The 25,650-nt window shown below is 62.6% G+C and carries 23 protein-coding genes and 3 pseudogenes; 13 read left to right on the top strand and 13 right to left on the bottom strand.

The window, feature by feature from the left end:
• The first annotated feature begins 118 nt into the window (after positions 1 to 118).
• Both JCM7686_RS22715 and JCM7686_RS22710 read left to right on the top strand, forming a co-directional pair.
• Positions 119 to 682, top strand: a complete 564-nt coding sequence (locus tag JCM7686_RS22715; protein ID WP_020952638.1) for a hypothetical protein — start codon at positions 119 to 121, stop codon at positions 680 to 682.
• Complete coding sequence (locus JCM7686_RS22710) at positions 682 to 1,323, top strand: hypothetical protein (RefSeq protein ID WP_020952637.1); 642 nt, start codon at positions 682 to 684, stop codon at positions 1,321 to 1,323. Before JCM7686_RS22715 ends, JCM7686_RS22710 begins: the two co-directional genes overlap by 1 nt.
• A 33-nt stretch (positions 1,324 to 1,356) precedes the next feature.
• Here JCM7686_RS22710 and JCM7686_RS22705 read toward each other — a convergent pair whose 3' ends face one another.
• Positions 1,357 to 1,647 (bottom strand): hypothetical protein, encoded by a 291-nt coding sequence (locus JCM7686_RS22705; RefSeq protein ID WP_020952636.1) that lies wholly within the window; start codon positions 1,645 to 1,647, stop codon positions 1,357 to 1,359.
• Positions 1,648 to 1,812: 165 nt separating this feature from the next.
• Here JCM7686_RS22705 and JCM7686_RS22700 point away from each other — a divergent pair, with 165 nt between their 5' ends.
• Positions 1,813 to 2,223 (top strand): antirestriction protein, encoded by a 411-nt coding sequence (locus JCM7686_RS22700; RefSeq protein WP_020952635.1) that lies wholly within the window; start codon positions 1,813 to 1,815, stop codon positions 2,221 to 2,223.
• A gap of 208 nt (positions 2,224 to 2,431) precedes the next feature.
• On the opposite strand, the pseudogene JCM7686_RS24230 reads toward JCM7686_RS22700, so the two are convergent.
• Positions 2,432 to 3,569, bottom strand: a pseudogene (locus JCM7686_RS24230) (IS3 family transposase).
• Positions 3,570 to 4,310: 741 nt separating this feature from the next.
• Between JCM7686_RS24230 and JCM7686_RS22685 the strand changes: the two are divergent.
• On the top strand, positions 4,311 to 4,634 hold the full coding sequence (locus tag JCM7686_RS22685; protein WP_020952632.1) for a DUF736 domain-containing protein: 324 nt from the start codon (positions 4,311 to 4,313) through the stop codon (positions 4,632 to 4,634).
• Between the two features lie 125 nt (positions 4,635 to 4,759).
• On the opposite strand, the gene chrA is transcribed toward JCM7686_RS22685, so the two are convergent.
• Positions 4,760 to 5,965: a chromate efflux transporter gene (gene chrA, locus JCM7686_RS22680; RefSeq protein WP_020952631.1), complete on the bottom strand. Its 1,206-nt coding sequence runs from the start codon at positions 5,963 to 5,965 to the stop codon at positions 4,760 to 4,762.
• A 503-nt stretch (positions 5,966 to 6,468) separates the two neighbouring features.
• On the opposite strand from chrA, the pseudogene JCM7686_RS22675 reads away from it, so the two are divergent.
• Together JCM7686_RS22675 and JCM7686_RS22670 are read left to right on the top strand one after the other, a co-directional pair.
• Positions 6,469 to 9,018 (top strand): annotated as a pseudogene (locus tag JCM7686_RS22675) (strawberry notch-like NTP hydrolase domain-containing protein); the annotation flags it as partial.
• Positions 9,019 to 9,168: 150 nt separating this feature from the next.
• Complete coding sequence (locus tag JCM7686_RS22670) at positions 9,169 to 11,727, top strand: TOTE conflict system archaeo-eukaryotic primase domain-containing protein (RefSeq protein ID WP_020952629.1); 2,559 nt, start codon at positions 9,169 to 9,171, stop codon at positions 11,725 to 11,727.
• A 67-nt stretch (positions 11,728 to 11,794) separates the two neighbouring features.
• Here JCM7686_RS22670 and JCM7686_RS22665 read toward each other — a convergent pair whose 3' ends face one another.
• Genes JCM7686_RS22665 through JCM7686_RS22655 form a run of 3 tightly spaced genes read right to left on the bottom strand, consistent with a single transcriptional unit; the run spans position 11,795 to position 15,248 of the window.
• Positions 11,795 to 12,808: a tyrosine-type recombinase/integrase gene (locus tag JCM7686_RS22665; RefSeq protein ID WP_020952628.1), complete on the bottom strand. Its 1,014-nt coding sequence runs from the start codon at positions 12,806 to 12,808 to the stop codon at positions 11,795 to 11,797.
• Positions 12,805 to 13,716, bottom strand: a complete 912-nt coding sequence (locus tag JCM7686_RS22660; RefSeq protein WP_020952627.1) for a tyrosine-type recombinase/integrase — start codon at positions 13,714 to 13,716, stop codon at positions 12,805 to 12,807. Before JCM7686_RS22660 ends, JCM7686_RS22665 begins: the two co-directional genes overlap by 4 nt.
• Positions 13,713 to 15,248, bottom strand: a complete 1,536-nt coding sequence (locus JCM7686_RS22655; RefSeq protein ID WP_020952625.1) for a tyrosine-type recombinase/integrase — start codon at positions 15,246 to 15,248, stop codon at positions 13,713 to 13,715. Before JCM7686_RS22655 ends, JCM7686_RS22660 begins: the two co-directional genes overlap by 4 nt.
• A 124-nt stretch (positions 15,249 to 15,372) precedes the next feature.
• Between JCM7686_RS22655 and JCM7686_RS22650 the strand changes: the two are divergent.
• Positions 15,373 to 17,163 (top strand): annotated as a pseudogene (locus tag JCM7686_RS22650) (strawberry notch C-terminal domain-containing protein); the annotation flags it as partial.
• A gap of 4 nt (positions 17,164 to 17,167) precedes the next feature.
• On the opposite strand, the gene JCM7686_RS22645 reads toward JCM7686_RS22650, so the two are convergent.
• Complete coding sequence (locus tag JCM7686_RS22645) at positions 17,168 to 17,389, bottom strand: hypothetical protein (RefSeq protein ID WP_020952624.1); 222 nt, start codon at positions 17,387 to 17,389, stop codon at positions 17,168 to 17,170.
• On the bottom strand, positions 17,376 to 17,660 hold the full coding sequence (locus JCM7686_RS22640) for a BrnT family toxin (RefSeq protein ID WP_020952623.1): 285 nt from the start codon (positions 17,658 to 17,660) through the stop codon (positions 17,376 to 17,378). Before JCM7686_RS22640 ends, JCM7686_RS22645 begins: the two co-directional genes overlap by 14 nt.
• A 56-nt stretch (positions 17,661 to 17,716) precedes the next feature.
• On the opposite strand from JCM7686_RS22640, the gene JCM7686_RS22635 reads away from it, so the two are divergent.
• The 3 genes from JCM7686_RS22635 (at position 17,717) to JCM7686_RS22625 (ending at position 20,821) form a co-directional block, all read left to right on the top strand.
• Positions 17,717 to 18,760: a DUF7146 domain-containing protein gene (locus JCM7686_RS22635; protein ID WP_020952622.1), complete on the top strand. Its 1,044-nt coding sequence runs from the start codon at positions 17,717 to 17,719 to the stop codon at positions 18,758 to 18,760.
• Positions 18,761 to 19,074: 314 nt separating this feature from the next.
• Positions 19,075 to 20,001, top strand: coding sequence for a DUF2493 domain-containing protein (locus JCM7686_RS22630; RefSeq protein WP_020952621.1), 927 nt, complete (start codon positions 19,075 to 19,077; stop codon positions 19,999 to 20,001).
• A gap of 109 nt (positions 20,002 to 20,110) precedes the next feature.
• Positions 20,111 to 20,821, top strand: coding sequence for a YecA/YgfB family protein (locus tag JCM7686_RS22625; RefSeq protein ID WP_020952620.1), 711 nt, complete (start codon positions 20,111 to 20,113; stop codon positions 20,819 to 20,821).
• A gap of 2 nt (positions 20,822 to 20,823) precedes the next feature.
• On the opposite strand, the gene JCM7686_RS22620 is transcribed toward JCM7686_RS22625, so the two are convergent.
• Entirely contained in the window at positions 20,824 to 21,123 is a 300-nt protein-coding gene (locus JCM7686_RS22620) for a type II toxin-antitoxin system RelE/ParE family toxin (protein ID WP_020952619.1), read from the bottom strand.
• A complete protein-coding gene (locus tag JCM7686_RS22615) occupies positions 21,120 to 21,377 on the bottom strand; it encodes a type II toxin-antitoxin system ParD family antitoxin (RefSeq protein WP_020952618.1) in 258 nt (85 codons plus the stop codon). The genes JCM7686_RS22620 and JCM7686_RS22615 overlap by 4 nt, the downstream gene beginning before the upstream one ends.
• Positions 21,378 to 22,074: 697 nt before the next feature.
• Between JCM7686_RS22615 and JCM7686_RS22610 the strand changes: the two genes are divergently transcribed.
• Positions 22,075 to 22,398: a DUF736 domain-containing protein gene (locus tag JCM7686_RS22610; protein ID WP_020952616.1), complete on the top strand. Its 324-nt coding sequence runs from the start codon at positions 22,075 to 22,077 to the stop codon at positions 22,396 to 22,398.
• Positions 22,399 to 22,497: 99 nt separating this feature from the next.
• Here JCM7686_RS22610 and JCM7686_RS22605 read toward each other — a convergent pair whose 3' ends face one another.
• Positions 22,498 to 22,812 carry a c-type cytochrome gene (locus JCM7686_RS22605; protein WP_020952615.1) on the bottom strand — a complete coding sequence of 105 codons (315 nt, stop codon included), beginning with the start codon at positions 22,810 to 22,812 and terminating at the stop codon, positions 22,498 to 22,500.
• Positions 22,813 to 23,636: 824 nt separating this feature from the next.
• Here JCM7686_RS22605 and JCM7686_RS22600 point away from each other — a divergent pair.
• Positions 23,637 to 23,960: a DUF736 domain-containing protein gene (locus JCM7686_RS22600; RefSeq protein WP_020952741.1), complete on the top strand. Its 324-nt coding sequence runs from the start codon at positions 23,637 to 23,639 to the stop codon at positions 23,958 to 23,960.
• A 65-nt stretch (positions 23,961 to 24,025) separates the two neighbouring features.
• Here the strand turns inward: JCM7686_RS22600 and JCM7686_RS22595 are convergent, their stop codons facing one another.
• A complete protein-coding gene (locus JCM7686_RS22595) occupies positions 24,026 to 24,220 on the bottom strand; it encodes a hypothetical protein (protein WP_041528419.1) in 195 nt (64 codons plus the stop codon).
• A gap of 187 nt (positions 24,221 to 24,407) precedes the next feature.
• Between JCM7686_RS22595 and JCM7686_RS22590 the strand changes: the two genes are divergently transcribed.
• Positions 24,408 to 25,073 carry a helix-turn-helix transcriptional regulator gene (locus tag JCM7686_RS22590; protein ID WP_020952612.1) on the top strand — a complete coding sequence of 222 codons (666 nt, stop codon included), beginning with the start codon at positions 24,408 to 24,410 and terminating at the stop codon, positions 25,071 to 25,073.
• A gap of 16 nt (positions 25,074 to 25,089) precedes the next feature.
• Here JCM7686_RS22590 and JCM7686_RS22585 read toward each other — a convergent pair whose 3' ends face one another.
• Entirely contained in the window at positions 25,090 to 25,647 is a 558-nt protein-coding gene (locus JCM7686_RS22585; protein ID WP_020952611.1) for a hypothetical protein, read from the bottom strand.
• Positions 25,648 to 25,650 lie beyond the last annotated feature (3 nt).

Below are 25,650 nucleotides of genomic sequence, written 5' to 3'. Positions count from 1 at the left end.
AACTTTCTCGGCCGCGCGCGTCTGCTGCGCGGTCGAGAGGGAGAGGTGGGGGGCGGGGCAAAGCGACGGGTCATGAGGTGGGAGAGAGGCTTCCGCTGCCTGTCGTGGAGACACCGCGATGTCCTATTCTGGCTCAACTGCAGGGTTTCGATCCGCCGGGCGGGTGCTGATCAGCCAGGCCCTTGCACAGCTTCAATTGGCGCAGCGCAATCCTCTGACCGTTACCTGTTCCGGCGAGGCGCGCTATCTCGACCCGGATCTCGATCAGTGGGCCTTCGAGCGCAGCGTCTGTCTCGGTACCTGTGACAGCCTCGTGGACGCGATGATGCTGGTGTCAACGCGCCTTGCAAGCGGCGACATTGCCTGTGGCGATGATCCCGCGCTCCGCTTCACGCCACAGCTGATTGCAGTGGTTGGTGCCGATCAGGGGTTGGTGCTCGCTGGCGAAGTCTCAAACCGGCACGTGACCTGGTGCCAGCCCGTCGCCAGCGATACTGAAGCGCGGGCGGTGGTCACCCTGGCCTGCCGCCAGCGGGCTGAAGCGCAGCATCTCGCCGATTTGGGCAGACATGCCGAAGCCAGTGGTTTGCGCAGGCAGGCTGCCGCGACCGAAGGGCGCCTGGTCGATCCGTTCTGGCGCGATGCTGCACAGCTCGCGCTTCTGCATCGGAGGGCCGCGTGATGCCTTCGATCATCGAGATCACGGTCTATCGCTATGACGAGCTGCCGGAGGCCGCCAAAGACAATGCCCGGGGCTGGTATCGTGAAGGTGCCTTTGATCACGACTGGTATGATGCCGTCTATGAGGACTTCCAGCGAATTACGGAGATCCTCGGAATTCGTCTCCGGACCCGGACATCCCGGCTGATGGGCGGCGGGATCAGCGAAAGCCCCTGCATCTGGTTCACCGGGTTCTGGTCGCAAGGGGATGGGGCGGCGTGGGAGGGAAGCTATTCCTTCAGCAAAGGCGCTTCCACTGCCATTCGCTCCTATGCGCCAAGTGACTACGAACTGCATCGGATTGCCGATGGGCTTTTTGAGATCCAGCGCCGCAACTTCTACCAGTTGCAGGCGGACGTCCGGCATCGCGGCAGCTACTATCATGCTTTCACCATGGACATCGCTGTCACGCGCGAAAGCCCGGTCGGTCAGGACATGACCGACGATGCCGAGAGCGCTGTTACGGACCTGCTGCGCGACCTTGCCCGCTGGCTCTACCGGCAGCTCGAGCAGGAGTACGACTATCTGTCTTCCGATGCTGCGGTCGATGAAGCGGTGCTCACCAATGGCTATACGTTCACGGAAAGCGGGCGACGGGCCTGATCAACCGGCTGCCAGCCGGGCCGCGATTCAGGCTCAGCGATTGCTGTCGATCCACCGGGACAGCAATTGCCGATCCCGGAAGCATTCATCCGGAATAGCCCGCCGCCGAAGCCGTGCGAGCCGTTCGGCGAAGGCGACCTGTTTTGAGGTGGGTTGGCCATCGTCCAGAGGTTTCAGGCGCGATTGCGTCTCGATCCAGGTGCTGAGACTGCGGCGATCCTGTTGGACCTCCCAGGGCAGGAGGGTCTTGTTCCGGAGGGCGAGCGAGCGGGCATAGGCGATCTGGCGCGGTGTAACCGCCAAGGCATGAGGGACAGGTTCCATCGTGGATCTCCCTTGCTGGGTTGAGTCCCAAGATAGAACATATAAGGAACAAAATCAACCGATGCCGGGGAGAGGCAGAGCGGGGGAGGGAATTCTGTGAGCCATGCGGCAGGCAAGAGAGCGCCGCCGGGCTCGAGGTTTTCCCTTTCCGAGGAGTTCGATCCCATGAGCACGATGACCACTGTTGCCCGGGTGGCCGAAGAGCGCCGCCCTACCTTTTTACCCGAGCTGTTCGGGCCGACCCGAATGCTTGTCGCCGAGAACATGGTCTATGCCATGATGGATAGCCTGAGCCCGCTGGACTATGGCGGTGGCCATTGGAACTTCTATGAGCAGGCCGGACGGCCGCTCTTTATGGCCCCGACCTCGAAAGCGCGCTACCGCATGGCCTGTAGCGGCAACGGCTGGCAGGGCGAGGTATCGGCCGAAGCGGCAGGGATTATCGCAACGCTCTTCGCCTTCTCGCACCTCTCATTCCACCATGCTGCTGACCAACTGGTCGAGGGCTATGCGCGGCTCTATGAATTTGCGGGCGACCATCCTGAGGCTGCGGAGATTTTTCAGGCCATCGACTGAGCGCCTTCCCTGTCATGCTTGCATGAGCCCTCTGTGCCCTCCGGCGTTTGCGTCGGAGGGTATTTCTCTTTGGCTGGCACCTGTCGCGCTCACTCAAGGCTTCTGGCGACCCTCAGGCATCGTCTGCTCTGTCATGACTGGGTTCTGAGAGGTGGTTCGGCTTATCTGAACAGGTCCTGGGCGTTTTCTAAGTGGTTTTCCGCCTCAGTTATGCCGCCGCCGCTTTGGGCATCGGCTGGTTGAAGTAGGCCTGATCGGGGGTTTTCCCGTCAAGCGATGAATGCGGGCGGCGGCTATTGTAGAAGGTCAGATACCGGCTGATCCCGGCCCGGGCCTCGGATACGCTGGCGTAGGCGCGCAGGTAGATCTCTTCGTATTTGATGGTTCGCCACAAGCGCTCGACGAAGACGTTGTCCCGCCATGCGCCCTTGCCATCCATGCTGATCTTGATCTCGCGGGCGGCCAGCACCTTGATGAACTCGGTCGAGGTGAACTGGCTGCCCTGTCGGTGTTGAAGATTTCGGGTGCGCCGTGACGCAAGAGCGCCTCTTCCACAGCTTCTATGCAAAAATCGGCTTCCAGCGTGATCGACACCCGCCATGCCAGGACGCGCCGCGTGAACCAGTCCAGCACGGCGGCGAGGTAGATGAAGCCCCGGGCCATGGGGATGTAGGTGATGTCCATCGCCCAGACCTGGTTGGGCCGCGTGATTGGCAGCTTTCCCAGCAGATACGGGTAAATCTTGTGCCCGGGTGCAGGTTTCGAAGTGTTCGGCCGGCGGTAAAGCGCCTCGATCCCCATGCGTTTCATCAGCGTGGCAACGTGCAACCGCCCGACCTTGAACCCTTCCTGAACCAACAGCCCCTGCAGCATCCGGCTGCCAGCGAACGGGAACTCCATGTGCAGCTTGTCGATCCGATGCATCAGCTTCAGATTGGCGTCCGACACCGGGCGGGGCTGATAATAAACGCTGCCCCGGCTGATCCCCAGCACGATGGCCTGGCGGCTGACGCTGAGCTGCGCAGTCGGATCGATCATCTTTTTGCGCTCGGCAACAGACCCGCCTTGCCGAGCGCGCCGGACAAAAAATCATTCTCCAGCGTCAGTTCTCCGATCTTCGCATGCAGGGTCTTCACATCAATGGCCGGCTCCGGCTCTGTCTTCGGGGTTTCCCCGAATACCCCGGTCGCGCCCTCAAGCAGCTGGTCGCGCCACTGCTTGATCTGGTTCGGATGGACATCGAACTCTTGCGCCAGCTCGATCATGGTCTTCTCGCCCTTGATCGCTGCTACCGCCACTTTCGCCTTGAAAGCCGGGCTGTGGTTCCGGCGCGGTCGTCTTCCCATGGTATTCTCCTCGCTCGCAGCATCATGCTGCTGTTGCGCGAAAAATCCACTTATCCCGGCTGTTCAGATCGCCGGAACCACCTCTCTGATCGCTTGCGCTAAGATGACCTCTGGCCAGCCCGGCCTTTCGACCCTGGGCATCGGTTGGCGTTTTCCCCCCGGTAGTTATGGGCGTGCAGGGATCAGCTTTTCCCTCTTTCCGGCCTCTTTGATCGCGGGGTTCGTAGATCGGTGGCACGCTCTGATCGCGCTTCCTGCCCTGTCCCTCTTCCCGGTCGAGCGCTGCGGCGGCATGTGTCGATCCGGTGGCGCGGTCAGTATCTCATCTGGTGCCTTGCCTTGCCCGTGGCGGCAGGTTTGTCGGGGAGGGGCGCAAGCCCGCCAGTTTGCAGCCTGGGTGATCATCGCCGGTGGTTGCCTGTCGGGTCTTCCTGCTTGTTCCTGCAGGATCGCCGCTGTCTCCTGCCTCTCTGGTGGAGGCGGGACCGCTCGCATGCGTCCTCTGTGATGGGCTGATCTGGCCGAAGAGCAGCGCGCAGGCGCGCTTCGCCGTCTCGGCGCAACAGCGTCGCCCGAACTTTCTTCCCCTGCCGGCCTTGCCGTTATTCCTCGCGAGGCAAGAAAGCCCTGCCTGTGCTGTCAGGGTCCTAGAGGGACTGCGCCGGCCGTCGTCTTTGGCCTCTAGATCGCCATCGAGGCCGCAATGGAGCGGGCCCGAACACGAGAGAATGGAGACAGACAATGGCGACCATCGGCACCTTCAAGAAGACCGGCAACGAATACACCGGCGAAATCGTTACCCTGAGTGTGCAGGCCAAGGGCGTGCGCATCGTCCCCGACCTGCGTGCCACGGGCGACAAGGCCCCGACGCACCGGATCCTGGTGGGCCGCGCGGAGATCGGCGCCGCCTGGTCGAAGCGCTCGAACGAGGGCCGGGACTATCTGGGCCTGAAGCTGGACGATCCGAGCTTCTCGCACCCGATCTACGCCAACCTCTTCGATGACGAGGACGGCGAGGGCTACAGCCTGATCTGGTCGCGCCCCAACGGCAACCGGGGGGACTGATCCCCCCACAAGGCCCCGGTCGAAAGGCCGGGGCCTTCACAATTTCTCGCCTTGGTAGGCTGCTTTGCGGGACAAACCGGACATTAGGCGCATTGCATCCGTCTTGGCAGCGGAGATGTGTGCTATCACAGCAGCGAAAGCGCCACTCCCCCAATCGCGCCGACCAGCACTACCAGCCAAGGCGCTGTTCTCCACGACACCAGCGCAACGAAACATGCCACAGCGAGGCCGAAGTCTCGCATGTTTTCAATCGCACTAGTGAATACGGGTGAGTAAAGCGCGGCACCCAAAATGCCTACAACAGCGGCATTTGCGCCCTTCATGGCGGATAGCGCTCGCGGCATTACACGAAGGCCCTCCCAAAAAGGCAGCACAGCCACGAGAAGCAGAAAGCCCGGAAGAAATACCGCCAGCAAGGCGAGCGTCGCTCCGACGCCGCCATTCGGCTCTGGCCCCACAATCGCGCCGAGATAGGCCGCGAAAGTGAATATCGGCCCCGGCACAGCCTGTGTTGCGCCGTAGCCTGCAAGGAATTGATTGGGTGTCACCCAGCCCGAATCCACAACCTCCGCCTCCAGCAGAGGCAGAACGACATGACCTCCTCCGAAGACAAGTGAACCTGCGCGATAGAAGCTGTCCAGAAGCGCCCACCATTGGGACAGACCCGCCAACAAAGGCAAAACCAGCAGAAGCACTGTGAAAGTCACCAACGCCATGCCAGCCTGACTTCTTGTGACAGGCACTTTGATGTGGTCACTCGCAGCGCTGGCGGTTCCACGGCACAGCATCAGGCCTGCCAACCCACCCATTGCAATTGCGCTGACCATGCCAACTGCACCGGGAAGGAAGGCCAACATGGCGACCGCAATCACCGCGATGGTCGCTCTCCCACGGTCAGGGCACAGGCTGCGCGCCATGCCCCAAACGGCCTGCGCGACAATGGCAACGGCTACGACCTTCAGACCATGCAGAGCACCGGTTCCGATAGGACCAGACACAGAGGACGCGGTGAGTGCAAATGCGAGCAGGATTAGGGCAGACGGCAAAGTAAAGGCCACGAAGGCCGAGAGTGCCCCCATCCATCCTGCGCGCATCATTCCCAATGCAAATCCGACTTGAGACGAGGCAGGTCCGGGCATGAACTGGCACAGAGCTACTAGGTCCGCATAGTCAGCTTCAGAAAGCCAACGCCGCCGCGTGACAATCTCGTCGCGGAAGTATCCCAAGTGTGCGATTGGTCCACCGAACGAGGTTAGACCCAGCTTGAGAAAGGCACCAAACACTTCGGTGGGAGTGCCTTGAGTCTGGGTGCCATCAGGTTGCAACGTCATGTGCAGTCTCGGTTTGGGAAGTTTAAAGCATTTGATGGATTAAGAAAATCCATCTTCTACATTGAATGTCGATCCGACTTAATATCTGATCCATGACGTAAGCATGACGGACGAAACAAGCCCAACGACCACACCTCTGCCAGCCTTGGTATGGTAATGTGAATGACCACTATGGGCTCTTTACGACGAGGGGGCAGTGAGTTCCTCCTCTTGATCGGGGTCTTGATTTTGACGTCTCCCGGCGCAGCCGGGACCGGGCTCAGGTCCTGGCGGACGGAAGCCAGCGTCGCCGTCTTCCCCCTTTCGGGCATAGATCCCTGACGCAGGGCCCGACTGAGGTGGGGGGCGCCGAGGGGTGAGCCGCGGCCACTGCGCGGAGGTTACGGGTCTGTCCGGTTCAGCGTGAGAGGTCGAGAGGAGGCCGGAACGGGCAGGTTCCGGACGGTTGAGAGAGAGCGCTGTCCGGGCCTGTCCAGTGCTCTGCTCTCCCGAGGGTATCCCCGATGAACGATCTGTCCCCCGTGGCCACGGCGCAAGCGCCGGTCGCGCCCACTCCTGTTCCGGCCGCCCGCTGCATTCTCACAGCAGCGGAGGCGCTTCTTCCGCATCTCGAACGCGGCCGGCGCATCGACAGCACGGTGCTGCGCGGTGCTATGGAGACCGCATTCGGCGCATCTGACGCTTCCGGCCTCTGGGATTGGAAAGACGCCTACGAGGCCTGTGAAGTCGCCACGGTTCTGTTCCTGCGCAAATTCGGCAGCGCATTGCTCCGCAAAGCGGCTGCGCCCGAGGCGCGTCTCGCGGCGCTGACGAAGATCGCCGCCCTGCTGCCGAGCCATACAAGGCGTTCCGAGGAAAGCCAGGCGCTGCAGCAGTTCAGCACGCCCCTTCCGCTCGGGCTCGCAGCTGTCACCGCCGCGTCGATCACGCCCGCGGATCTGGTGCTGGAGCCCTCAGCCGGCACCGGCCTGATGGCAATCCTTGCCGGTATTGCTTGCCGCAGCCTCGCGCTGAACGAACTGGCCGAGACCCGCGCGGATCTTCTCTCCTCTCTCTTCCCGGCCTTGCCTGTCACCCGGTTCGATGCCGCCCAGATCCACGACCACCTCGATGCAGGAGTCGTGCCGTCCGTTGTCTTGATGAACCCGCCCTTCTCTGCGCTGGCCAATGTCACCACGCGCGTGGCAGATGCCGCTTTCCGCCATATCGCTTCCGCTCTGGCGCGACTCGCCCCTGGCGGGCGGCTGGTGACCATCACCGGTGCTGGGTTCGGCCCCGAAGCACCGGCTTGGCGCGAGGCCTTCATCCGGCTGCAGGAGCATGGCCGCGTGGCCTTCACCGCCGCCGTGGACGGCGCCGCCTATGCAAAGCACGGCACCACGTTCGATACGCGGCTGACGGTGATCGACAAGATCCCGGCCGAAGATCCTTCCTCCTTCCCGGCCTCTTCTGGCATTGCGCCCGATGTTGCGACGCTGCTCAGGTGGATCGCTGCCCAAGTGCCGCCGCGCTGCGTGGTCGATCTGCCCCGGCCACCGGCACCGGCAGCACCGGCCGCCGCCCGTACGGTGCGCTCCTACCTTGCTCGGGCCGGTGCGACGAAGTCTCCTCGGGTTACATTGACAACTACCAATGCCGTCGAGCTCGCCTATGACACGCTGGACTGGACGCCGCCTGAAGCCGCGCGGCTCTCGGACGCGATCTATGAAGAATATGCCCTGCAGGCGATCCGTATTCCCGGCGCGGCCCCGCATCCGACCAAACTCGTGCAATCCGCCGCCATGGCCTCGGTTGCGCCGCCCCACCCCTCCTACCGGCCCCTGCTTCCCGCTGACATCTGTACCCGCCTCTCAGATGCGCAGCTCGAGACGGTGATCTATGCCGGCGAAGCGCATAGCGACCACCTCGCTGGCTCTTGGACGCTGGATGAGACCATGGACACGGTCAGCGCTGCCGGAGCGGATGCGGCTGGCGCTGTCCGCTTCCGGCGCGGCTTTATGCTGGGCGATGGCACCGGCGCGGGCAAGGGGCGGCAATCTGCCGGGATCATTCTCGACAACTGGCTGCGCGGGCGGCGCAAGGCGCTCTGGATCTCCAAATCCGACAAGCTGATCGAGGATGCGCAGCGCGATTGGTCGGCCCTCGGCCAGGAGAAGCTGCTGATCACGCCGCTCTCCCGCTTCGCGCAGGGGAAGGCGATCACGCTCAGCGAAGGCATCCTCTTCACCACCTATGCCACGCTGCGCTCGGATGATCGGGGCGAGAAGGTTTCGCGGGTTCGCCAGATCGTGGATTGGCTGGGGTCGGATTTCGACGGGGTGATCATCTTCGATGAAAGCCATGCGATGCAGAATGCCGCCGGTGGCAAGGGCGAGCGCGGCGATGTCGCAGCTTCGCAGCAGGGCAGGGCGGGACTGCGCCTGCAGCACGCGCTGCCGGATGCGCGCGTGGTCTATGTCTCCGCCACCGGGGCCACAACGGTGCACAACCTGGCTTATGCGCAGCGCCTCGGCCTCTGGGGCGGCGAGGACTTTCCCTTCGCGACCCGGGCCGAGTTCGTTGAGGCGATCGAGGCCGGCGGCGTCGCGGCCATGGAGGTGCTGGCGCGCGATCTGCGCTCCCTCGGCCTCTACACCGCCCGCTCTCTCTCCTATGACGGCGTCGAATATGAGCTGATCGAGCACGAGCTGACCGCAGAACAGCGACGGATCTACGATTCTTATGCCGGCGCCTTTGCCGTCATCCACAACAATCTCGACGCAGCGATGGAAGCCGCCAACATCACCGGCTCGGACGGCACATTGAACCGTCAGGCCAAATCGGCGGCGCGCTCGGCTTTCGAGAGTACCAAACAGCGCTTTTTCGGCCATCTGCTCACCTCGATGAAAACGCCGACCTTGCTACGCTCGATCACCGAGGATCTGGAAGCGGGCCATGCGGCCGTCATCCAGATCGTCTCGACCGGCGAGGCGCTGATGGAACGGCGGCTGGCGGAGATCCCCGTCGAGGAGTGGAATGATCTGAACACGGACCTGTCTCCCCGCGAATACGTCTTATCCGGAGTTCCGGATAAGACATAATATGCTGCGCCCGCGTTATGCAGAGCGTGGCGCTTCATGTCTTTGATATGATGTTTCATTTCGGGATCTCCACTTGGCATAATCATGATGCCTCTGCTTTCAACCGCAGAAGGACACCCTGACATGACCTCCCCCTCCAACTCTCACCCCGGCAGCGCGGCAGCCGCCGGAGGCATGCTTACAGCAGAGCCGTTTGGCCGTTATGGTCGGAGGGAGGGGACAACTAGGCGGAAATCACAGGTGGTGGATCGAAGCGGCACAGCAACAGAATTGGCGAGGGTTCGGGCACGGCTGGCCGAGCTGGATGCGGAACAACGTCGACTTTTGCAGGAGCTTTCGGCGCTGGAGGCCCGGGAAACCGCAGAAATAGCTGCACAGGCCAAACGTCCTGCATTTGAAAATGCCCCCGTCACGAACGCATCGTCATCGGGCGAGAAGGTAGAGCTGTTCCGCAGCCTGTTTGCTGGCCGCCCGGACGTGTTTCCAGTGCGATGGGAAAACCAAAAGACGGGACGTGCCGGCTATTCGCCCGCCTGCTTCAATGAATGGGTGAGAGGCATCTGCGGAAAGCCAACTGTCAAATGCGGGGACTGCAAGCATCAGCGGTTCATTCCTCCCGATGCCAGTGTCATTGAACGACACCTCCGCGGCGGCGAGGGCCCTTCGGCCGACTTCGTGGCCGGCGTCTATCCGTTGTTGCGAGACGACACCTGCTGGTTCCTGGCGGCGGATTTTGACAAGGATTCATGGGCGGAAGATGCGGGCGCATTGCTCGAAACCTGCAGAGCAAAAGGAGTGCCTGCGGCGCTTGAACGATCCCGATCGGGCAACGGTGGCCATGTCTGGATCTTCTTCGGGGAACCGGTATCGGCTCGGATTGCCCGTCAGCTTGGATCGGCGCTGATCACGGAGACCATGGAGAGGCGACCGGAGATCGGCTTTGCATCCTATGACCGCCTCTTCCCGAACCAGGACACAATGCCTGTCGGCGGCTTTGGAAACCTGATCGCTTTGCCGCTGCAGCACAGCGCGCGGAAGGTCGGCAATAGCGTCTTCCTTAATCAAGACCTTCAGCCATTCGAAGACCAGTGGGCGTATCTGTCGACGCTGCCACGGATGTCCGCGGAGGCGGTGGCCAATCTTGTTGCGGCTGCTGAGGCATCTGGTCAGGTGCTGGCCGTTCGGATGCCGGTTGATGATGAAAACGCTGACGAGCCGTGGAAAATGTCGCCGTCGCGACGCCCGAAGACAAAGCCTGCGGACGTGGTGGTTCCGCCCAACATCAAGGTGACAGTCGCAGATCAGGTCTATATTGACCGAACCGGGCTGCCCTCTGCGATGATTGCCCAATTGGTACGGGTCGCAGCTTTCCAGAACCCCGAGTTCTATCGGGCTCAAGCGATGCGACTGCCCACCTTCGGAAAACCTCGCGTGGTCTCCTGTGCCGAGCTGCACCCACGCCACATTGCCTTGCCTCGTGGCTGCTTCGATGAGGCAGTTGAAGTCCTGACCGAACACGGTGCGAAGGCAGAACTGGACGACCAGCGCAGCGATGGAACCCCGCTGCCGAACACGGTTCGGTTCCTTGGTGAGCTTCGGCCGCCGCAACAACGCGCCTTCGAGTCCCTCACCGCGCATGATACCGGCGTGCTTGCCGCGACCACAGCCTTCGGCAAAACCGTCGTCGCGTCGGCCCTTATTGGTCATCGCGCCCGAAACACGCTGGTTTTGGTGCATCGTCGTGAACTTCTCGACCAGTGGGTTGAGCGGCTGAAGACTTTCCTTCAGATCGACCCCAAGCAGATCGGTACAATTGGCGGTGGAAGGCGGAAACCGACAGGCATGATCGATGTGGCGCTTATCCAGAGCCTAGTGAGAAGCGGCGAGGTCGACGATATCGTGGCTGACTACGGCCAGTTGATCGTCGACGAATGCCACCACCTGTCTGCGGCGAGTTTTGAACTTGTCGCGCGCAGAACGAAGGCGCGCTATGTCGTCGGTTTGTCGGCAACCGTCGCCCGAAAAGACGGGCACCATCCCATCATCTTCATGCAATGCGGCCCCGTACGGCATCAGGTTCATGCCAGATCGCAGGCTGCTGAGAGCGGCATTCGGCATCGGGCGCGCGAGCGTCACACGCGGTTCAAACTGCCTGAAGTGCTTGCGATGGCAGAACGGCCATCGATGCCCGCGATCTATGCCGCTCTGGCTGACGACGACGGTCGAAATGATCAGATATTTGATGATGTGCTGAAGTCGCTCGAAGCGAAACGGTCCCCGATCGTGCTGACCGAGCGCAAAGACCATCTGGATTATCTGCAGCAGCGGTTCTCCAAGTTTGCGAAAAACCTGGTCGTGCTGCGCGGCGGCATGTCGGCAAAGGACCGGAAGGCCGCCGCCGCCGCGTTGAATGTCGCGGATCGCGAAGAACGGCTGATCCTTGCGACCGGACGCTACATCGGTGAGGGGTTTGACGACACCCGGCTCGATACCTTGTTCCTGACGATGCCGATCGCGTGGAAGGGCACGCTGGCGCAATATGTTGGTCGCTTGCACCGACAGCATGACGGCAAGAAAGATGTTCTGGTCGTGGATTACGTGGATAGCGCGGTGCCTGTTCTTGCCAGAATGGCGGCAAAACGGCGTTCCGGGTACCGCGCGCTTGGATATGTGATGGAATAGCAGCGCCCCACCCTGCGTAGGACGCTGCCGATGCATAGCGAGTCAAGGACTCAGAACGGTGCCGTGGTCATAGCCGCGGCTTCGCGCCGGTCGAGGCTGCAAGGATCGCCATCAGCTTGTCCGACGGCGGCCGAAACTTGCCCGGCTTGATCAGCGGGGCATGGTGCGCTTCGAGAAGGGCGAGCTTTTCAGTCGGGTCCACGCGCAAGTACATCTCGGTCGTCTGGAGGCTGGCATGACCCAGCCAAAGGGCGACCTTGCGGACATCACCTGTAGCCTGCAGCGTGTGCATGGCGCAGCTGTGTCGCAGCACATGCGGGGTCACGTGCTTGTCGGCAATCGAAGGGGTCGCGCGTTCGGCCACGGCCACATGTTGACGGAGCCGGTAGGCAAAACCATCCCGTGTCATCGGGCCGCCATCGCGGTTCAGGAACAGTTCCGGCCCGACATCGTTGGGACGGACGGCCAGCCAAGCCCGAATAGCAGCTTGCGTCTCCTTCCAGAGCGGCAGCACCCGCTCCCGACGGCCCTTCCCAAGCACCCGGATGTTCGCGAACGAGCCCCGCGGGAAATCGTCCATCCGAACTGCGAGAAGTTCAGACGCCCGCAGTCCTGCGGCATAGGCCAGGTGAAGCATCGCCCGATCACGCAGCCCAGCCGGCGCTCTGCCGTCCGGGGCCGCAAGCAAGGCGCGCACCTCGTCCTTCGTCAGGTAGTCGATCAGCTTTACATCGGTGCGTTTGACGGGCAGCGACCTGATCATCATCGCCTGTTCGAGGCAGGCTGGACGCCTTGGTTCAAGGAAGCGGAAAAACGCCTTGATCGCTGCCAGCCGGGCATTGCGGGATCGCACGGTATTAGCTCGACCCTCTTCGATGTGCTCGAGAAAGGCCCTGATCAGGCTGACGTCGAGATCCTCGATCGCAAGGTCAGAAGGCTGTCGTTTAAGGCGTGTGGCCGCAAACCGCAGCAAGAGTGTGAACGCGTGAGCATAAGCGGCGATGGTATGTTGGCTGGCTCCACGCTCATCGGGCAGATGCTTCTGCAGGAAAGCCGACAGATCCGGCGCGAGCGGGGTCATGCTGCACCCCCGATCCACGTCTCTTCCGCCCTTGCCGCGATCATTTGCAACAAGACGGGGGTGGCTTCGAGATACCAATATGTATTGGCGATATCGACATGGCCGAGATAGGTGCTCAAGGCCCGCATGTGCCGCAGGACCGACTGCAGATCGTTCCCGCAGGTCTCCAGGGACCGAACCGCGAAGGTATGGCGCAAATCGTGTAGCCGGGGGCCGGGACCAGTCGGATTGCGGTAACCGAGCTTGCGCACGATCCGTACGAAGACCACGTGTGCTCTCGTTGCCGTCGGTGCGTGACCGTGCCCGAGCACGAAAAGGTCATGACCGGCATCACGGACGATGCGCCGCCGATCGAGATAGCGCTCCAACGCTGCACGGGTCGAGGCGTGAAGTGGGACGAGGCGGCTCTTGCCAAATTTGCCCTTGCGGATCATCAGGCCATCTTCCGTCAGGTCGTCGCAACGCAGGGACAATGCTTCCGAGATGCGCAGACCTGTCGAAGCCAACAATCCGAACAGCGTGTGATAGGTCTGCGGGCTGATAGGGGACAGGCCCGGAACCAGCAGCGCCTCCGCCAGGATGCCACTTATCTGGTTTTGCGAAAGGATGTGGGGCGCAGGTCGGCGGCGCCTTGACTGGCCGAATAATCCTGCCACTGGAACCTCATGTTGCGCATCCTCTGCATGCAGAAACATCGCAAAGGCGCGGGCCTGATCATATCGGTTTTGCGCTGAATTGGGCGTGGCAGCGCTGCCCGCCCAAGCGAGGATAAGTGACGCGGTGACGCGGTGATCGGACCGGTCAGCGGCAAAGGCGGCGAACTCGCGCAAGGACTTCTCATGATTGGCAAACCCCTTTCCGAGGGCGCGATGCAGGTTGATGTAGCGGTCGACATGGCGATGCATCATGCTGCGCACCCCGGCCAAGGCTGGGCCACGACCCCCAGCAGATCGACATCCACCTTGGCGTAGATTGCGGTTGTGTCGCGTGAAGCATGGCGCAGCGCGGCCCCAATCTGATCCAGTTCCGCCCCACCGCGCAGCCATGTCGAAGCCAGCGAATGCCGAAACACATGTGCGCCGGTCGGCAGGCCGACGAAGCCGCCGCGGGAAAGAACTCGAGAGACGATACCGGCGATCTCGGCCGATGAGCGAAATGGGGTGAAAGGGGCTTGGACGCGCAAGAAGACCCGATCGGATGCAACCACCGGGCGGGCGTCCTCGATATAGGCGAGCAGCGCATCACCGACGTCTTGCGGCAAAGGCATAAACACCCCACGTCGGCTTTTGCCGCGCAATCGCAACCTGCTCGCGCGCCAGTCGATGTCGCGGAGATGGAGTTGCCAGATATCGCCAGCCCGCAGGGCCATCCGCGCGAGAAGCAGGATGATGGCGCGGTCCCGCACCTCAACCGCGGTGCCTGTGCCGCAGGACGCGACGATCTCTTCGATGGTCGAAGCCGGGATCGTCTTTGGGACGGTCGAAAGCCTGCGTCGCACCCCTGACGGCACCGCAAGAAGCAGCGACGGAGCACACAACCCCTCGCCGATCATGAAACGCAAGAATGTGCGCAAGACTGTTATCGTCATGCGGACTGACGATCGGGAGCGGTCCTCGCCTTGATCCAGAACGATCGAGCGGACGGCCGCAGCGGTGATCCCCTGCGGTTCCGATCCAAGCTTCATCAACCAGCGGCCCAACTCTTGCTGATAGCGCCTGATCGTCTCGGACGTGGCGCCGCGGTCCCGGCGCAGCCAAGTGGCAAAATCGGCGACGCGTGGATCGGCCGGTAGTTCCGTGGACACGGCCACTGGGATTACCCCCTCCTCTCTGAGGAAAGACACGAAGGCGCGGGCACCACGGCGGCGATCCTTATTGCCGGTGCCCTCGACCCGCTTGCCGCGTTTGGTCTTGATCCCGCACTGGCAGTTATGATGGGCAAACTGCTCGATCAGGTCGTTATCGATATGGCTGGCCGGAATACGTCGCTGCAGAGCCCATTCCGCAAAATGCCGCGCCTGACTCATGCGGGAGTTGTAGATGACCTTGCCGTAGCCTTGGCCAGCAAGCCACGCGGAAAAGCCGGCCAAATGCGGGCCAAGCCGGGCAACCTCGTCTGGAATGGCCACATGGCCGGTATCTTCCAGATAGCGAAGAAACCTCCGGACCTCGATGATGTAAGCGGGGTCCCGCAACTGCGCGGCGCTATAGCGGCCGCACCGGCAGCGGTGTCGTGCGAAACGACTGATCGCCGCAGTATCAAGATCCCTGATCGCAATATGCCGGGCGGCGACCCACTTCAGGAAATGCCGGGCGGCGCTGAGCGCGCCAGCAGACAAGTTGGGATTATCCGCAAGATAACCGGAAACAAGTGCTTGGCCGCTGACTGCGGCCCCAGCGGCTGCCGCGCTGCCGGGGTGAGAGTTGGAGGGGGAGGTCATGTCGGGGTGTCCTTCTGCGGTTGAAAGCAGAGGCATCATGATTATGCCAAGTGGAGATCCCGAAATGAAACATCATATCAAAGACATGAAGCGCCGCGCTCTGCATAACGCGGGCGCAGCATATTATGTCATGAGCTACCTGCAGCATTCCTTCCCGGTGCAGCTCTACGAGCCCTTCAGCGACGGGGAGGGCAACGTCAGCTCGCGGCCGGTGTTCCGGGATGGCCAGCCCGTCGAGAGCCGGGAGGCGGTCTCCCGACGCGACGCCATGATCGAGCATCTGGCGGGCCTGCCGCCGGTGCCGGGGGCGCTCGATCAGATCGTCCAGCACTTTGGAACGGAGATGGTGGCTGAGGTCACGGGGCGCTCGAGACGGATCGTCCGCAAAGGCGAAGGCCCGGCGGCGCGACTTGCTGTCGAGAACCGCGCACCTTCGGCCAATCTCGCCGAGACCCAGGCCTTTATGGATGACAGCAAGCGCATCCTCGTCTTCTCGGATGCGGGCGGCACGGGCCGCAGCTATCACGCCGAACTCTCGGCGCGGAACCAACGCCTGCGCGTGCATTATCTGCTGGAACCGGGCTGGAAGGCCGATACCGCCATTCAGGGCCTTGGGCGCACCAATCGCACCAATCAGGCGCAGCCACCCCTCTTTCGGCCGATTGCGACTGATGTGAAGGCCGAAAAGCGCTTCCTCAGCACGATCGCGCGGCGGCTCGACACGCTCGGGGCGATCACCCGCGGGCAGCGCCAGACCGGCGGGCAGGGACTGTTCCGCCCCGAAGACAATCTGGAAAGCCCCTATGCCCGGGCTGCCCTACGCCAGCTCTACCTCCTGTTGGTCCGCGGCAAGGTCGATGGTTGTTCGCTGGAGCGGTTTGAATCCGCCACCGGCCTGAAGCTGATGGACAGCAATGGCATCAAAGATGAGCTGCCGCCGATCACCACCTTTCTCAACCGCCTGCTGGCGCTGACCATCGAGCTGCAAGGCATCCTCTTCACCGCTTTCGAGCAGCTGCTGGAGGCCAAGGTCGAGGGGGCGATCGCGGCGGGGATCTATGATCTGGGTCTCGAGACGCTGAAGGCCGAAAGCTTCACCGTTACCGACCGGCAGGTGATCTACTCCCATCCCGGCACCGGGGCCGAGACGAGGCTTCTGACCATCACCGAGCGGCGGCGCAATACGCCCCTGCTGCTCGATGCCGCCCTCGACGAGTTGGATGATCCGCGCGCGGTCCTGCTGGTGAACAGCCGATCCGGCCGGGCGGCCGTGCAGGTGCCGACCACCTCGATCATGCTTGACGATGGCGAGATAGAACGTCGTGTGCGCTTGATCCGGCCGATGGAAGCCTTCAGCATGTCCGTCAGGATGATGAGTGACACGCTTTGGGTTGAGACTGACAGTAAGACCTTCGCGGCCGCATGGCGGGCCGAGGTCGCCGATGTGCCGGAGTTCTCGGATGCCACGCTGCATGTGGTTTCGGGGTTGCTGCTGCCGGTATGGAAGCGCCTGCCGCAAGATGAGACCCGCGTCTATCGCCTGCAGACCGATGACGGCGAGCGCATCATCGGCCGCCGGGTCTCGCCCGCCTGGGCCACGAACGCCACCGCAAGCGGAGCGTCCAGCCTGACCCCGGATCAGGCCTACGCCGCATTGCTCGACGGGCGGACCGTCCTCGATCTTGCCGAGGGCCTGCAACTGCGTCGCTCGCGGGTGATGGGCGCGAACCGGATCGAACTGACCGGCTTCTCGGAAGCGATGCGCGAGCGGCTGCGGGCTTGGGGGCTCTTCAGCGAGATCATCTCCTGGAAGCTGCGCTTCTTCGTGCCGGTGGGTGCAAATGGCACCGACATCCTCGGCAAACTGCTCGCGGTCTATCCGATCAGCCGTATCACCGTGCGGGAGGCGGCATGATGACCTATCCTGCCAACGCTTTCCGCAGCGCCTCGGTGACGAAGGCGCTCTTGTTGCCGACTTCGTTCAGCTTTGCGGCGATGTCGGCGTCGATCATCAGGTTCATCCGAACCTTCTTCTCGCCCGGCAATAGTGCCGGGCGTCCACGCCGAGCGGTGGCGAAGAAGCTGTCGCCGAGATCGCCGACCTCGCCATCGCTATCGATCAGCGGCCTATCCTTGTTCATAGCGCTTCCTTTCCCTTGTGTTGGCCTTGCGCAGGCTGATCACCCGCAGCGCCTTGCCGCGGACGCACCAGGCCACCACGCAAAGCCGGTCATGGATCGGGACGAGGCTGACAAGGCGGCGCTCGCCGTATCCCTCCCGCAGATCCTCGGCGGTCAGGGCGTCATCCCAACGCGCCGCGGCAACATCGGCAAAGTCGAGGCCCCGTTCCTGCAGGGTGCGCGCGCGTTTGTCTTCGTCCCAGTCCAGATCCATGCGCTCAAGATAGGGCAACGTGCCTCACGGCACAATAAAAGTGTGTATAGTTATTTTCGGCAGGAGGTGTCGTGATGGCTCGCATCGATGCCGCCGATCTGTCGCACCGTCTTGGCCAACAGGCCGAGGCGGTGTGTCGGCACTATCTGTCGAATGGCCGCAAACAGGGCAATTACTGGCAGGTCGGCGATGTGCGCAATGAACCGGGGCGGTCGATGTTCGTCCGCCTGACGGGCCCGGCGTCGGGCAAAGGTGCTGCTGGAAAGTGGACCGATAGCGCTACGGCCGAGCACGGTGATCTGCTCGATGTGATCCGCGAAAGCCTTCGCCTCAGCGACTTCGCCGATGTGGCCGAGGAAGCGCGGCGCTTCCTCAGCCTGCCACAGTTGGAACCGGCACCGGAGGCGAAGAAACGCAAGTCGGTACCAGCTCCTTCCGGATCACCTGACGCTGCCGAACGGCTCTGGCGCATGTCCCGGTCCATCCGGGGCACGCTGGCCGGCACCTATCTGCGCAAACGCGGCCTGACGGATCTGCGCGACACGGACAGCCTCCGCTTCCACCCAGACTGCTTCTACCGTCCGGAAGGCGTGGGTCCGACCGAGACCTGGCCCGCATTGATCGGCAAGATCACCGATCTCGAGGGCAATCTCACCGGCGTGCACCGCACCTGGCTCAGCCGCGACGGCAGTGGGAAAGCGCCTCTCGACCCACCGCGAAAGGCGATGGGGGACCTGCTCGGCAACGCGGTCCGGTTTGATTACGCGCAGGATGTCATGGCGGCAGGGGAGGGCATCGAGACCGTGCTCTCGCTGCGCCAGATCTTACCAAAGATGCCGATGGTTGCGGCTCTCTCGGCGGGACATCTCGCAGCCATCCTGTTCCCGGCAACTCTGCGCAGGCTCTATATCATCCGCGACGACGATCCCGCCGGCGATGGCGCGCGGGACAGCCTGATCGCCCGGGCGCACGAGGCCGGTATCGAGGCCATCACGCTCTCGCCCATGCTGGGGGATTTCAACGACGATCTCCTGGGGCCGGGTCTGGAGGCACTTCGGGCGCAGGTCCGGGGGCAACTCGCCCCCGAGGACGTCAGCCGCTTCATGACCCTTCGCTGATCTGCCGGGAACGGGAGGTGATCGGGCGGGCGCGCTCCTGCCCGGGCGGACAGGGGAAGCAACCCCCTTCGGCAAGAGGACCGCGCCGAGGCCTTCTCAGAGGGCGAGCGGCCCACAAGCGCTCCGGCCCGGCAATGGCGGCGCCCGACTGATTTCCGTCGGCGGGGCAGGCCCCGCCTTTACATCGCGAAGCAAATCAGCCGGGCTTTGCCATCAAGGCCCGCGGGTGCGCGGGCTGCCCGGCCGGAGCGCCCGTGGGCTTGTCGTCGCCAGAAGGCCGCGACGGTCGCGGTCCAAGCCGAAGGATGCATCCCATGTTTGCCCAGGATAGTTTCGAGCCCGATCACACCATTTCCCCGACCGGCCATATCATCGAGGACATGCAGCTCTATGGCTATCGTCCCGCCGAGGGCGAGGCAGATCCCCGGCCCACCCCTGAAGACCAGGCCATCCAGAGCGCGGTCTCCGACATCTTCGACGCCCTCATCTCCACCATGGCCGATACCAGCCTCGATTTCGACCTCGACGAAATCCTTTGGTCGACCGTCAACACTTTCCACCGCGCCGCAGAGCGGATCGAGCGCAAACTGGATGACAACGAGCAGGCGCAGAAACGCCTTCAGCGCGAGCAGGATGGCAGCGAAGTTAAATCCGTCCAGCTCGAGAGCCTGATCGGCATCGGCGGCAATCTGATCGAACGCCGCGAGAGCCTGGAACTCTTCCGCGAAACCGCCGCCGACATCTTCCTGCGCGTGACCGGCACCCATTGGGCACCGCGCTCGGGATCGCGCACCAACCATCGCCATCTGACCGCAGCGATGATCGACAGCCGCGATTTCCTCGCAGCCAAAAAGATCGCAGAGACTGAGATGCTGGTGCCGCCGGGGCCGAAGGTTGCCTTCTCGGGCGGGGATACCACTGATCACCGCACGATCTGGGATCGTCTCGATCAGATCCGCGCCAAGCATCCCGATATGGTCTTGATGCATGGTGGTAGCCCGAAGGGGGCCGAGCGCATCGCCGCAACCTGGGCCAGCAACCGCAAGGTGCCGCAGGTCGCCTTCAAGCCGGACTGGACCAAACACGCCAAGGCGGCCCCCTTCAAGCGCAATGACCAGATGCTAGACTGTCTGCCGATCGGGGTCATCATCTTCCCTGGCACGGGCATCCAGGAAAACCTGGCCGATAAGGCCCGCAAGATGGGTATCCCTGTCTACCGTATGGCGAAGAGTGGCGCGTAAGCGCCACCCCACACGCGCTCCGTCGGCTCTGAGTTGCGACCTGGTGTTTTGCAGTAAAGCGAACTCGTGTAGAAAAGGAACGAACGTACTCCCTGACGGCAGGCTCAAGATGACGATTGCACTTTGGCATAGCGATGAAGACCTCGATCGCCTCGATGCGGTGCTTTCGGCGCTGCCCGAAGACAACGATCCGATGATCCTTGCCGAATTCGATGGTTTTTGCGCGGGTCTCATCACCTGTCCGGAAATGATTTCGCCCTCGGTCTGGCTTGCCGAGGTTTGGGGGACTGGCGGCCCGCCGGAGTTCGACAGCGCCGAAGAGCTTCAGGCGGCTCTCGATCTCATCATGGCGCATTACAACCGCGTTGCCGGAATGCTGATGATCCCGGGGGAGTATTTCCCCGTCCTCGACGAGGATCAGCGCAACGGGGATATCATCTGGGAGTTCTGGATGATGGGTTTCGTCGCGGCGATGCGACTGCGGCCTGACGCCTGGGATCTGATCGAGGACAGCAAGGACCGGCGGGCGAAGAAGGCGCTGGATCTCGTAGACAAACTCTCGCGTATCTCGACCGGATTCGCCGAAGGGAAGGGCTGGAAGGCTACAAAACTGTCGCGCGAGGCCCATGATCTGATCCCCGATATGGTCGAGGATCTGAACGCCTTTGCCAAGGCGCATACGGCGAAATCCATGCCCGGTCTGCCGCTGGCAGCCAATCTGGCTGCTGCGCCCTCAGCTTCACCGAAGCCCGGTCGCAATGATGCGTGCAGTTGCGGCTCAGGGCGCAAGTACAAGAAATGCTGCGGCGCTGTTCACTGACCTCAGCCTTGCGGGAACAGGATCGCCTCAACGTCCATCGCGCCATTCAGGACGTGAAGCACTGTCACCTTGTCCCCGCGGATCTGGTAGAAGATCAGGTAGCGCCCATGCACGCGGCGCCGGATGCTTTGCGTCTCATATCGTGGGATGACCGGCCAGGCCTCGGGGAAGTCGGCCATATCCATGCAGCTGCGCCCGAGCTCGCGGACAAAGCTGACCGCGCGGGCGGGATTGTCCCGTGCGATGTAGTCGCCGATGGCTTCCAGATCCGCTTCGGCCTCGGCGGTGATCTCGACGATCATTTCGCCGGTTCGCCCATCGCCTGATACTTGGCCTCAAGCCGCGCGAAGACGTCACCGGCCAGTTTGACCCGCCCGGCATCAGCATCTGCGAGCCCCCTGGCCAGGGCCTGATCCAGCACGGCAAGGCGGGCTTCACGTTCCTGGATCAGGCGGATGCCTTCGCGCAGAACCTCGCTCTTGGAGTTGTAGCGGCCGGTTTCGACCAGCTTCGCCACGAAGCTCTCCAGCTGTGTTCCCAGATCGGCACTGATCATCGCGGCCTCCGCTAATGCTGATTTCACAATGCCACGCTTGATAACTGTTATCAACGCTTGAGGCTGAGATGGCGCGGCCTTCCTGCTTTTCGCAGGGTTGGCTGTCGGTCGGATTTTCCCGTCGTCATGAGCGCACAGGGCTCAGTCTTTCCCTCTTTCCGGCCTCTTTGATCGTGGGTTCTGCGGATCAGTGGCACGCTCTGATCGCGCTTCCAGCCCTGTCCCTTTTCCTGATCGAGCGCATGGGCGGCAGGTGCCGATCGGGCGGCCTAGCCAGTATACGATCTGGTGCTTCGCTTACCCGTGGCGGCAAGTCGGCGGGGAGGGGCGCAAGCCCGCCTGCTCACAGCCTGGGTGAACATCGCCGGTTGTTGCCTGACGGGTCTTCCTGCCGGTTCCTTCAGGATCGCCGCTGTCTCCTGTCTCTCTGGTTGTGACGGGACCGCTCGCCTGCGTCCTCTGTGATGGGCTGATCTGGCCGAAGACCAGCGCGGAAGCCGCGCTTCGACGTCTCGGCGCAACAGCGTCGTTGAGCTTTCTTCCCCTGGGCTTCGCCCATTCCTCGCGGGAGACAAGAAAGCCCTGCCTGTGCTGTCAGGGTCCCGAACGGGACTGCGCCGACCGTCGTCCCCGGCCTCCAGATCGCCATCGAGGCTGCAATGGAGCGGGCCCGAACACGAGAGAATGGAGACAGACAATGGCGACCATCGGCACCTTCAAGAAGACCGGCAACGAATACACCGGCGAAATCGTCACCCTGAGCGTGCAGGCCAAGGGCGTGCGCATCGTCCCCGACCTGCGGGCCACGGGCGAGAACGCACCTTCGCACCGGATCCTGGTGGGCCGCGCGGAGATCGGCGCCGCCTGGTCGAAGCGCTCGACCGAGGGTCGGGACTATCTGGGCCTGAAGCTGGACGACCCGAGCTTCTCGCACCCGATCTACGCCAACCTCTTCGACGATGAGGACGGCGAGGGCCACAGCCTGATCTGGTCGCGCCCCAACAGCCGCCGGGGGGACTGACCTCCCCAACCAGCGCCCCGGTCGAAAGGCCGGGGCCTTTGGCCGCCCGAACCGCTGGCCGGAAAACGTCACTGCCGGGTCTCGCTATCCACCCGCTGCTCAGTAGCCCGAGCGCACCTGGATGCTGTCGAGATAGACGATGAGGGGGGCGATCTCGTCAGCTTCCAGAACGAACTCCGGCATCTCGTGGCTCACCATGATGCCCTCTGCCAAGGCCTCTTCCAGGCCCTCGATTGGATAGAGCCGACCCAGAAACCGTAGCGGGATTGATCGGGGATTGGGACTGTAATCCACAGCCGTCACTGCGTGGCAGCGTGAACAGTTTTCCTGCGCGAAGGCTGCTCCACGAGCAATGTCATCGGAATGCGCCGGCAATGCGAAAAAGATAATTGCTGCGGCGAGGTAGCGGCTCATGTCCACGTCTCCCTTGCTGTTGCGACAAGAATAGCTGCCGCAGCGCAGAAAGACGAGGGTTTGTTTTGCTCAGGGCACAGGGGCAGCGGCTGTACTGACATCAGGAGAAATGCCACAACGGCAGGCCGCAGCAGGGAATTGCGCCTGTAGTGGCTCACTCGCGACGGACGCAAACTCTCAGATGGTGCCGCGCCCCGGCCTTTCGATCTCGGACGGAGGTTGACGTCTCCCCCGCCGGTTACCGTTGGCCCTGCAGGGCTCAGCCCTTCCCTCTTTCCGGCCTCTTTGATCGTGGGTTCTGTGGATCGGCGGCACGCTCTGATCGCACTTCCGGCCCAGATAGTCCCGGCTTTCGGTCGAGCGCTTGGGCGGCAGGTGCCGATCTGGCTGCCTTGCCAGTATCCCATCTGGTGCTTTGCCTTGCCCGTGGCGGCAGTTCGGCAGGAAAGGACGCAAGCCGGCCTGTTCGCAGCTTGGGTGAACATCGCCGGTGGTTGCCTGTCGGGTCTTCCTTCCGGTTCCTTCAGGGTCGCCGCTGTCTCCTGTCTCTCTGGTGGGGACGGGACCGCTCGCATGCGTCCTCTGTGATGGGCTGATCTGGCCGAAGACCAGCGCGGAAGCCGCGCTTCGACGTCTCGGCGCAACAGCGTCGTGGGACTTTCTTCCCCTGACGGCGGTGCCGTCATTCCTCGCGGAAGACAAGAAAGCCCTGCCTGTGCTGTCGAGGTCCCGGGCGGGACTGCGCCGGTCGTCGTCCCCGGCCTGTCGATCGCCATCGAGGCCGCAATGGAGCGGGCCCGAACACGAGAGAATGGAGACAGACAATGGCGACCATCGGCACCTTCAAGAAAACCGGCAACGAATACACCGGCGAAATCGTCACCCTGAGCGTGCAGGCCAAGGGCGTGCGCATCGTCCCCGACCTGCGGGCCACGGGCGAGAACGCACCTTCGCACCGGATCCTGGTGGGCCGCGCGGAGATCGGCGCCGCCTGGTCGAAGCGCTCGACCGAGGGTCGGGACTATCTGGGCCTGAAGCTGGACGATCCGAGCTTCTCACACCCGATCTACGCCAACCTCTTCGACGACGAGGACGGCGAGGGCTCGAGCCTGATCTGGTCGCGCCCCAACAGCCGCCGGGGGGAGTAATCCCCCCAACCAGGGCCCCGGTCGAAAGGCCGGGGCCACTAGCACTTGCCAAAGCGGAACAACGGTCAGCCAAATTCTTCGATTAGGAACGTGCGCTCGGCCTTGCCGAACCAGGCAGCCTGCGTCTCTCCTGTGTTCCACTCGTAAATCAGACCAATGACGTTGCCATTGTCCTTGTTGCGCAGCCTGGCGATGGGCCGGGCCTCAAGACGGGTGGCGCTGCTTGCGCTCGCGCGGTGTTCATTGGTCTGCATATTCATGGCACTCATCCCAACTATAGCAAAACGTCGCTGGCTGGCGATCTAACCCCTTTACGTAAGATCGCTTCACGGTTGATTTATGCGCGCGTTCATCACAACCTGACACAACGGTGGGGGGGCGGCCATGCCGTTACCCTTTTTGGTATCGCTGTTTGTGTGCTGCACATTTTCTCGTGCGGGAGGGGTAATGGTTTGGACTATTGTTCCAGAAATGGCCCATTTGGATGCCCGGCTGCGGGCAATTGCACCGATGGGCTATTCACTCGTCATCCATGTGCGCAGTTTGACGCCAGAGCATTATGTCTCCACCTATCCGGAGCGTTGGGTCGAGATTTACACTGAGCGGCAATATGCGATGTTTGATCCGGTCAATCTCTGGGCCAGGACGCATTCAGGTCGCATCAGATGGAGTGAAGTGCCGGTCGAAAAGCTCTCGCCTGCTGGCACTCTGATAATGGATCACGCGCGCGAGTATGGCCTCAACTATGGTTGCGGCGTTTCTCGCAGTCGCATTGAAGAATATGGCACGCTCAGCTGCCTGTTTTGCGCCCGCGAGGATCGGGAACTGACCGACGGTGAGCTGGACGAGGTTGAGGGCATATTCAAACAGCTGCTCGCCTCTATCGAGGCGGCAAGACCGCTTTCAGAGATGGAGCGTGCTATCCTTTCTGATCTGGCGAACGGTTTGCCCTATAAGGAAGTCGCGCATCGACAGGGCGTCAGTACCGAGACCATAAAGAAGCGCCTGGAGCGGATAAGGAACCTGCTCGGGGCGCGGAACTCGGTACAGGCAGTGGCAATCGCTACCAAGCGCGGTCTGATCCTGAACCAGCCAGCGTCAGGGCCTGAATAGCCCGTGCCAGCGTGGGTCAGCGGACATCGTCGGAGTCGTCACTGAGCGATGCGAGGAGAGCATCGATTTCCGCCCAGACCAGCGGCTCCAGCTGACCCCGCACCAATGACCACCGGCTGTCGACCCCCAGAGGGTCCTGATCGGCAAGCAGCCGATCAAAGATTGCGGCGGGCACTGCGACGCTGGTCCTGACGGTCCAGCTTGCCTGACTTGCCCGCCTGTCACTGGAGGGGATGGCATATGTTGCTGAGAGCCCCCACTTCTTGACGGCCTTCCGCAGGGCGGCCCGGATCACCTGTCGGGGGGCAATGCCGCAGGCAACCAGCCCTTGTTCCTGGCGCTTCAACGCGTTCACGCGCACGTCGACTTGGATCGAGGCTTTTGAGTCATCTCTTGAGGCTTGATCCTCCGATGCGATGCTGGCGCTCGGCTGCGCCGGCGCACGGGCCTCGGCCGCGCTGGCTGGTTCGTCTCTGTCTCGCGTCTGTGCCGGGTCGGTCCTGTTTTGTTGGGACAGACTGAACGAATAGGCCTGATCCGGCCGTGTCACGAGGGGGATGCGTTTGCGGACCATGTC

Origin of the sequence: Paracoccus aminophilus JCM 7686, from assembly GCF_000444995.1 — a bacterium.
Classification (GTDB): Bacteria; Pseudomonadota; Alphaproteobacteria; order Rhodobacterales; family Rhodobacteraceae; genus Paracoccus; species Paracoccus aminophilus.
This window is presented reverse-complemented; position numbering and strand designations above follow the sequence as displayed.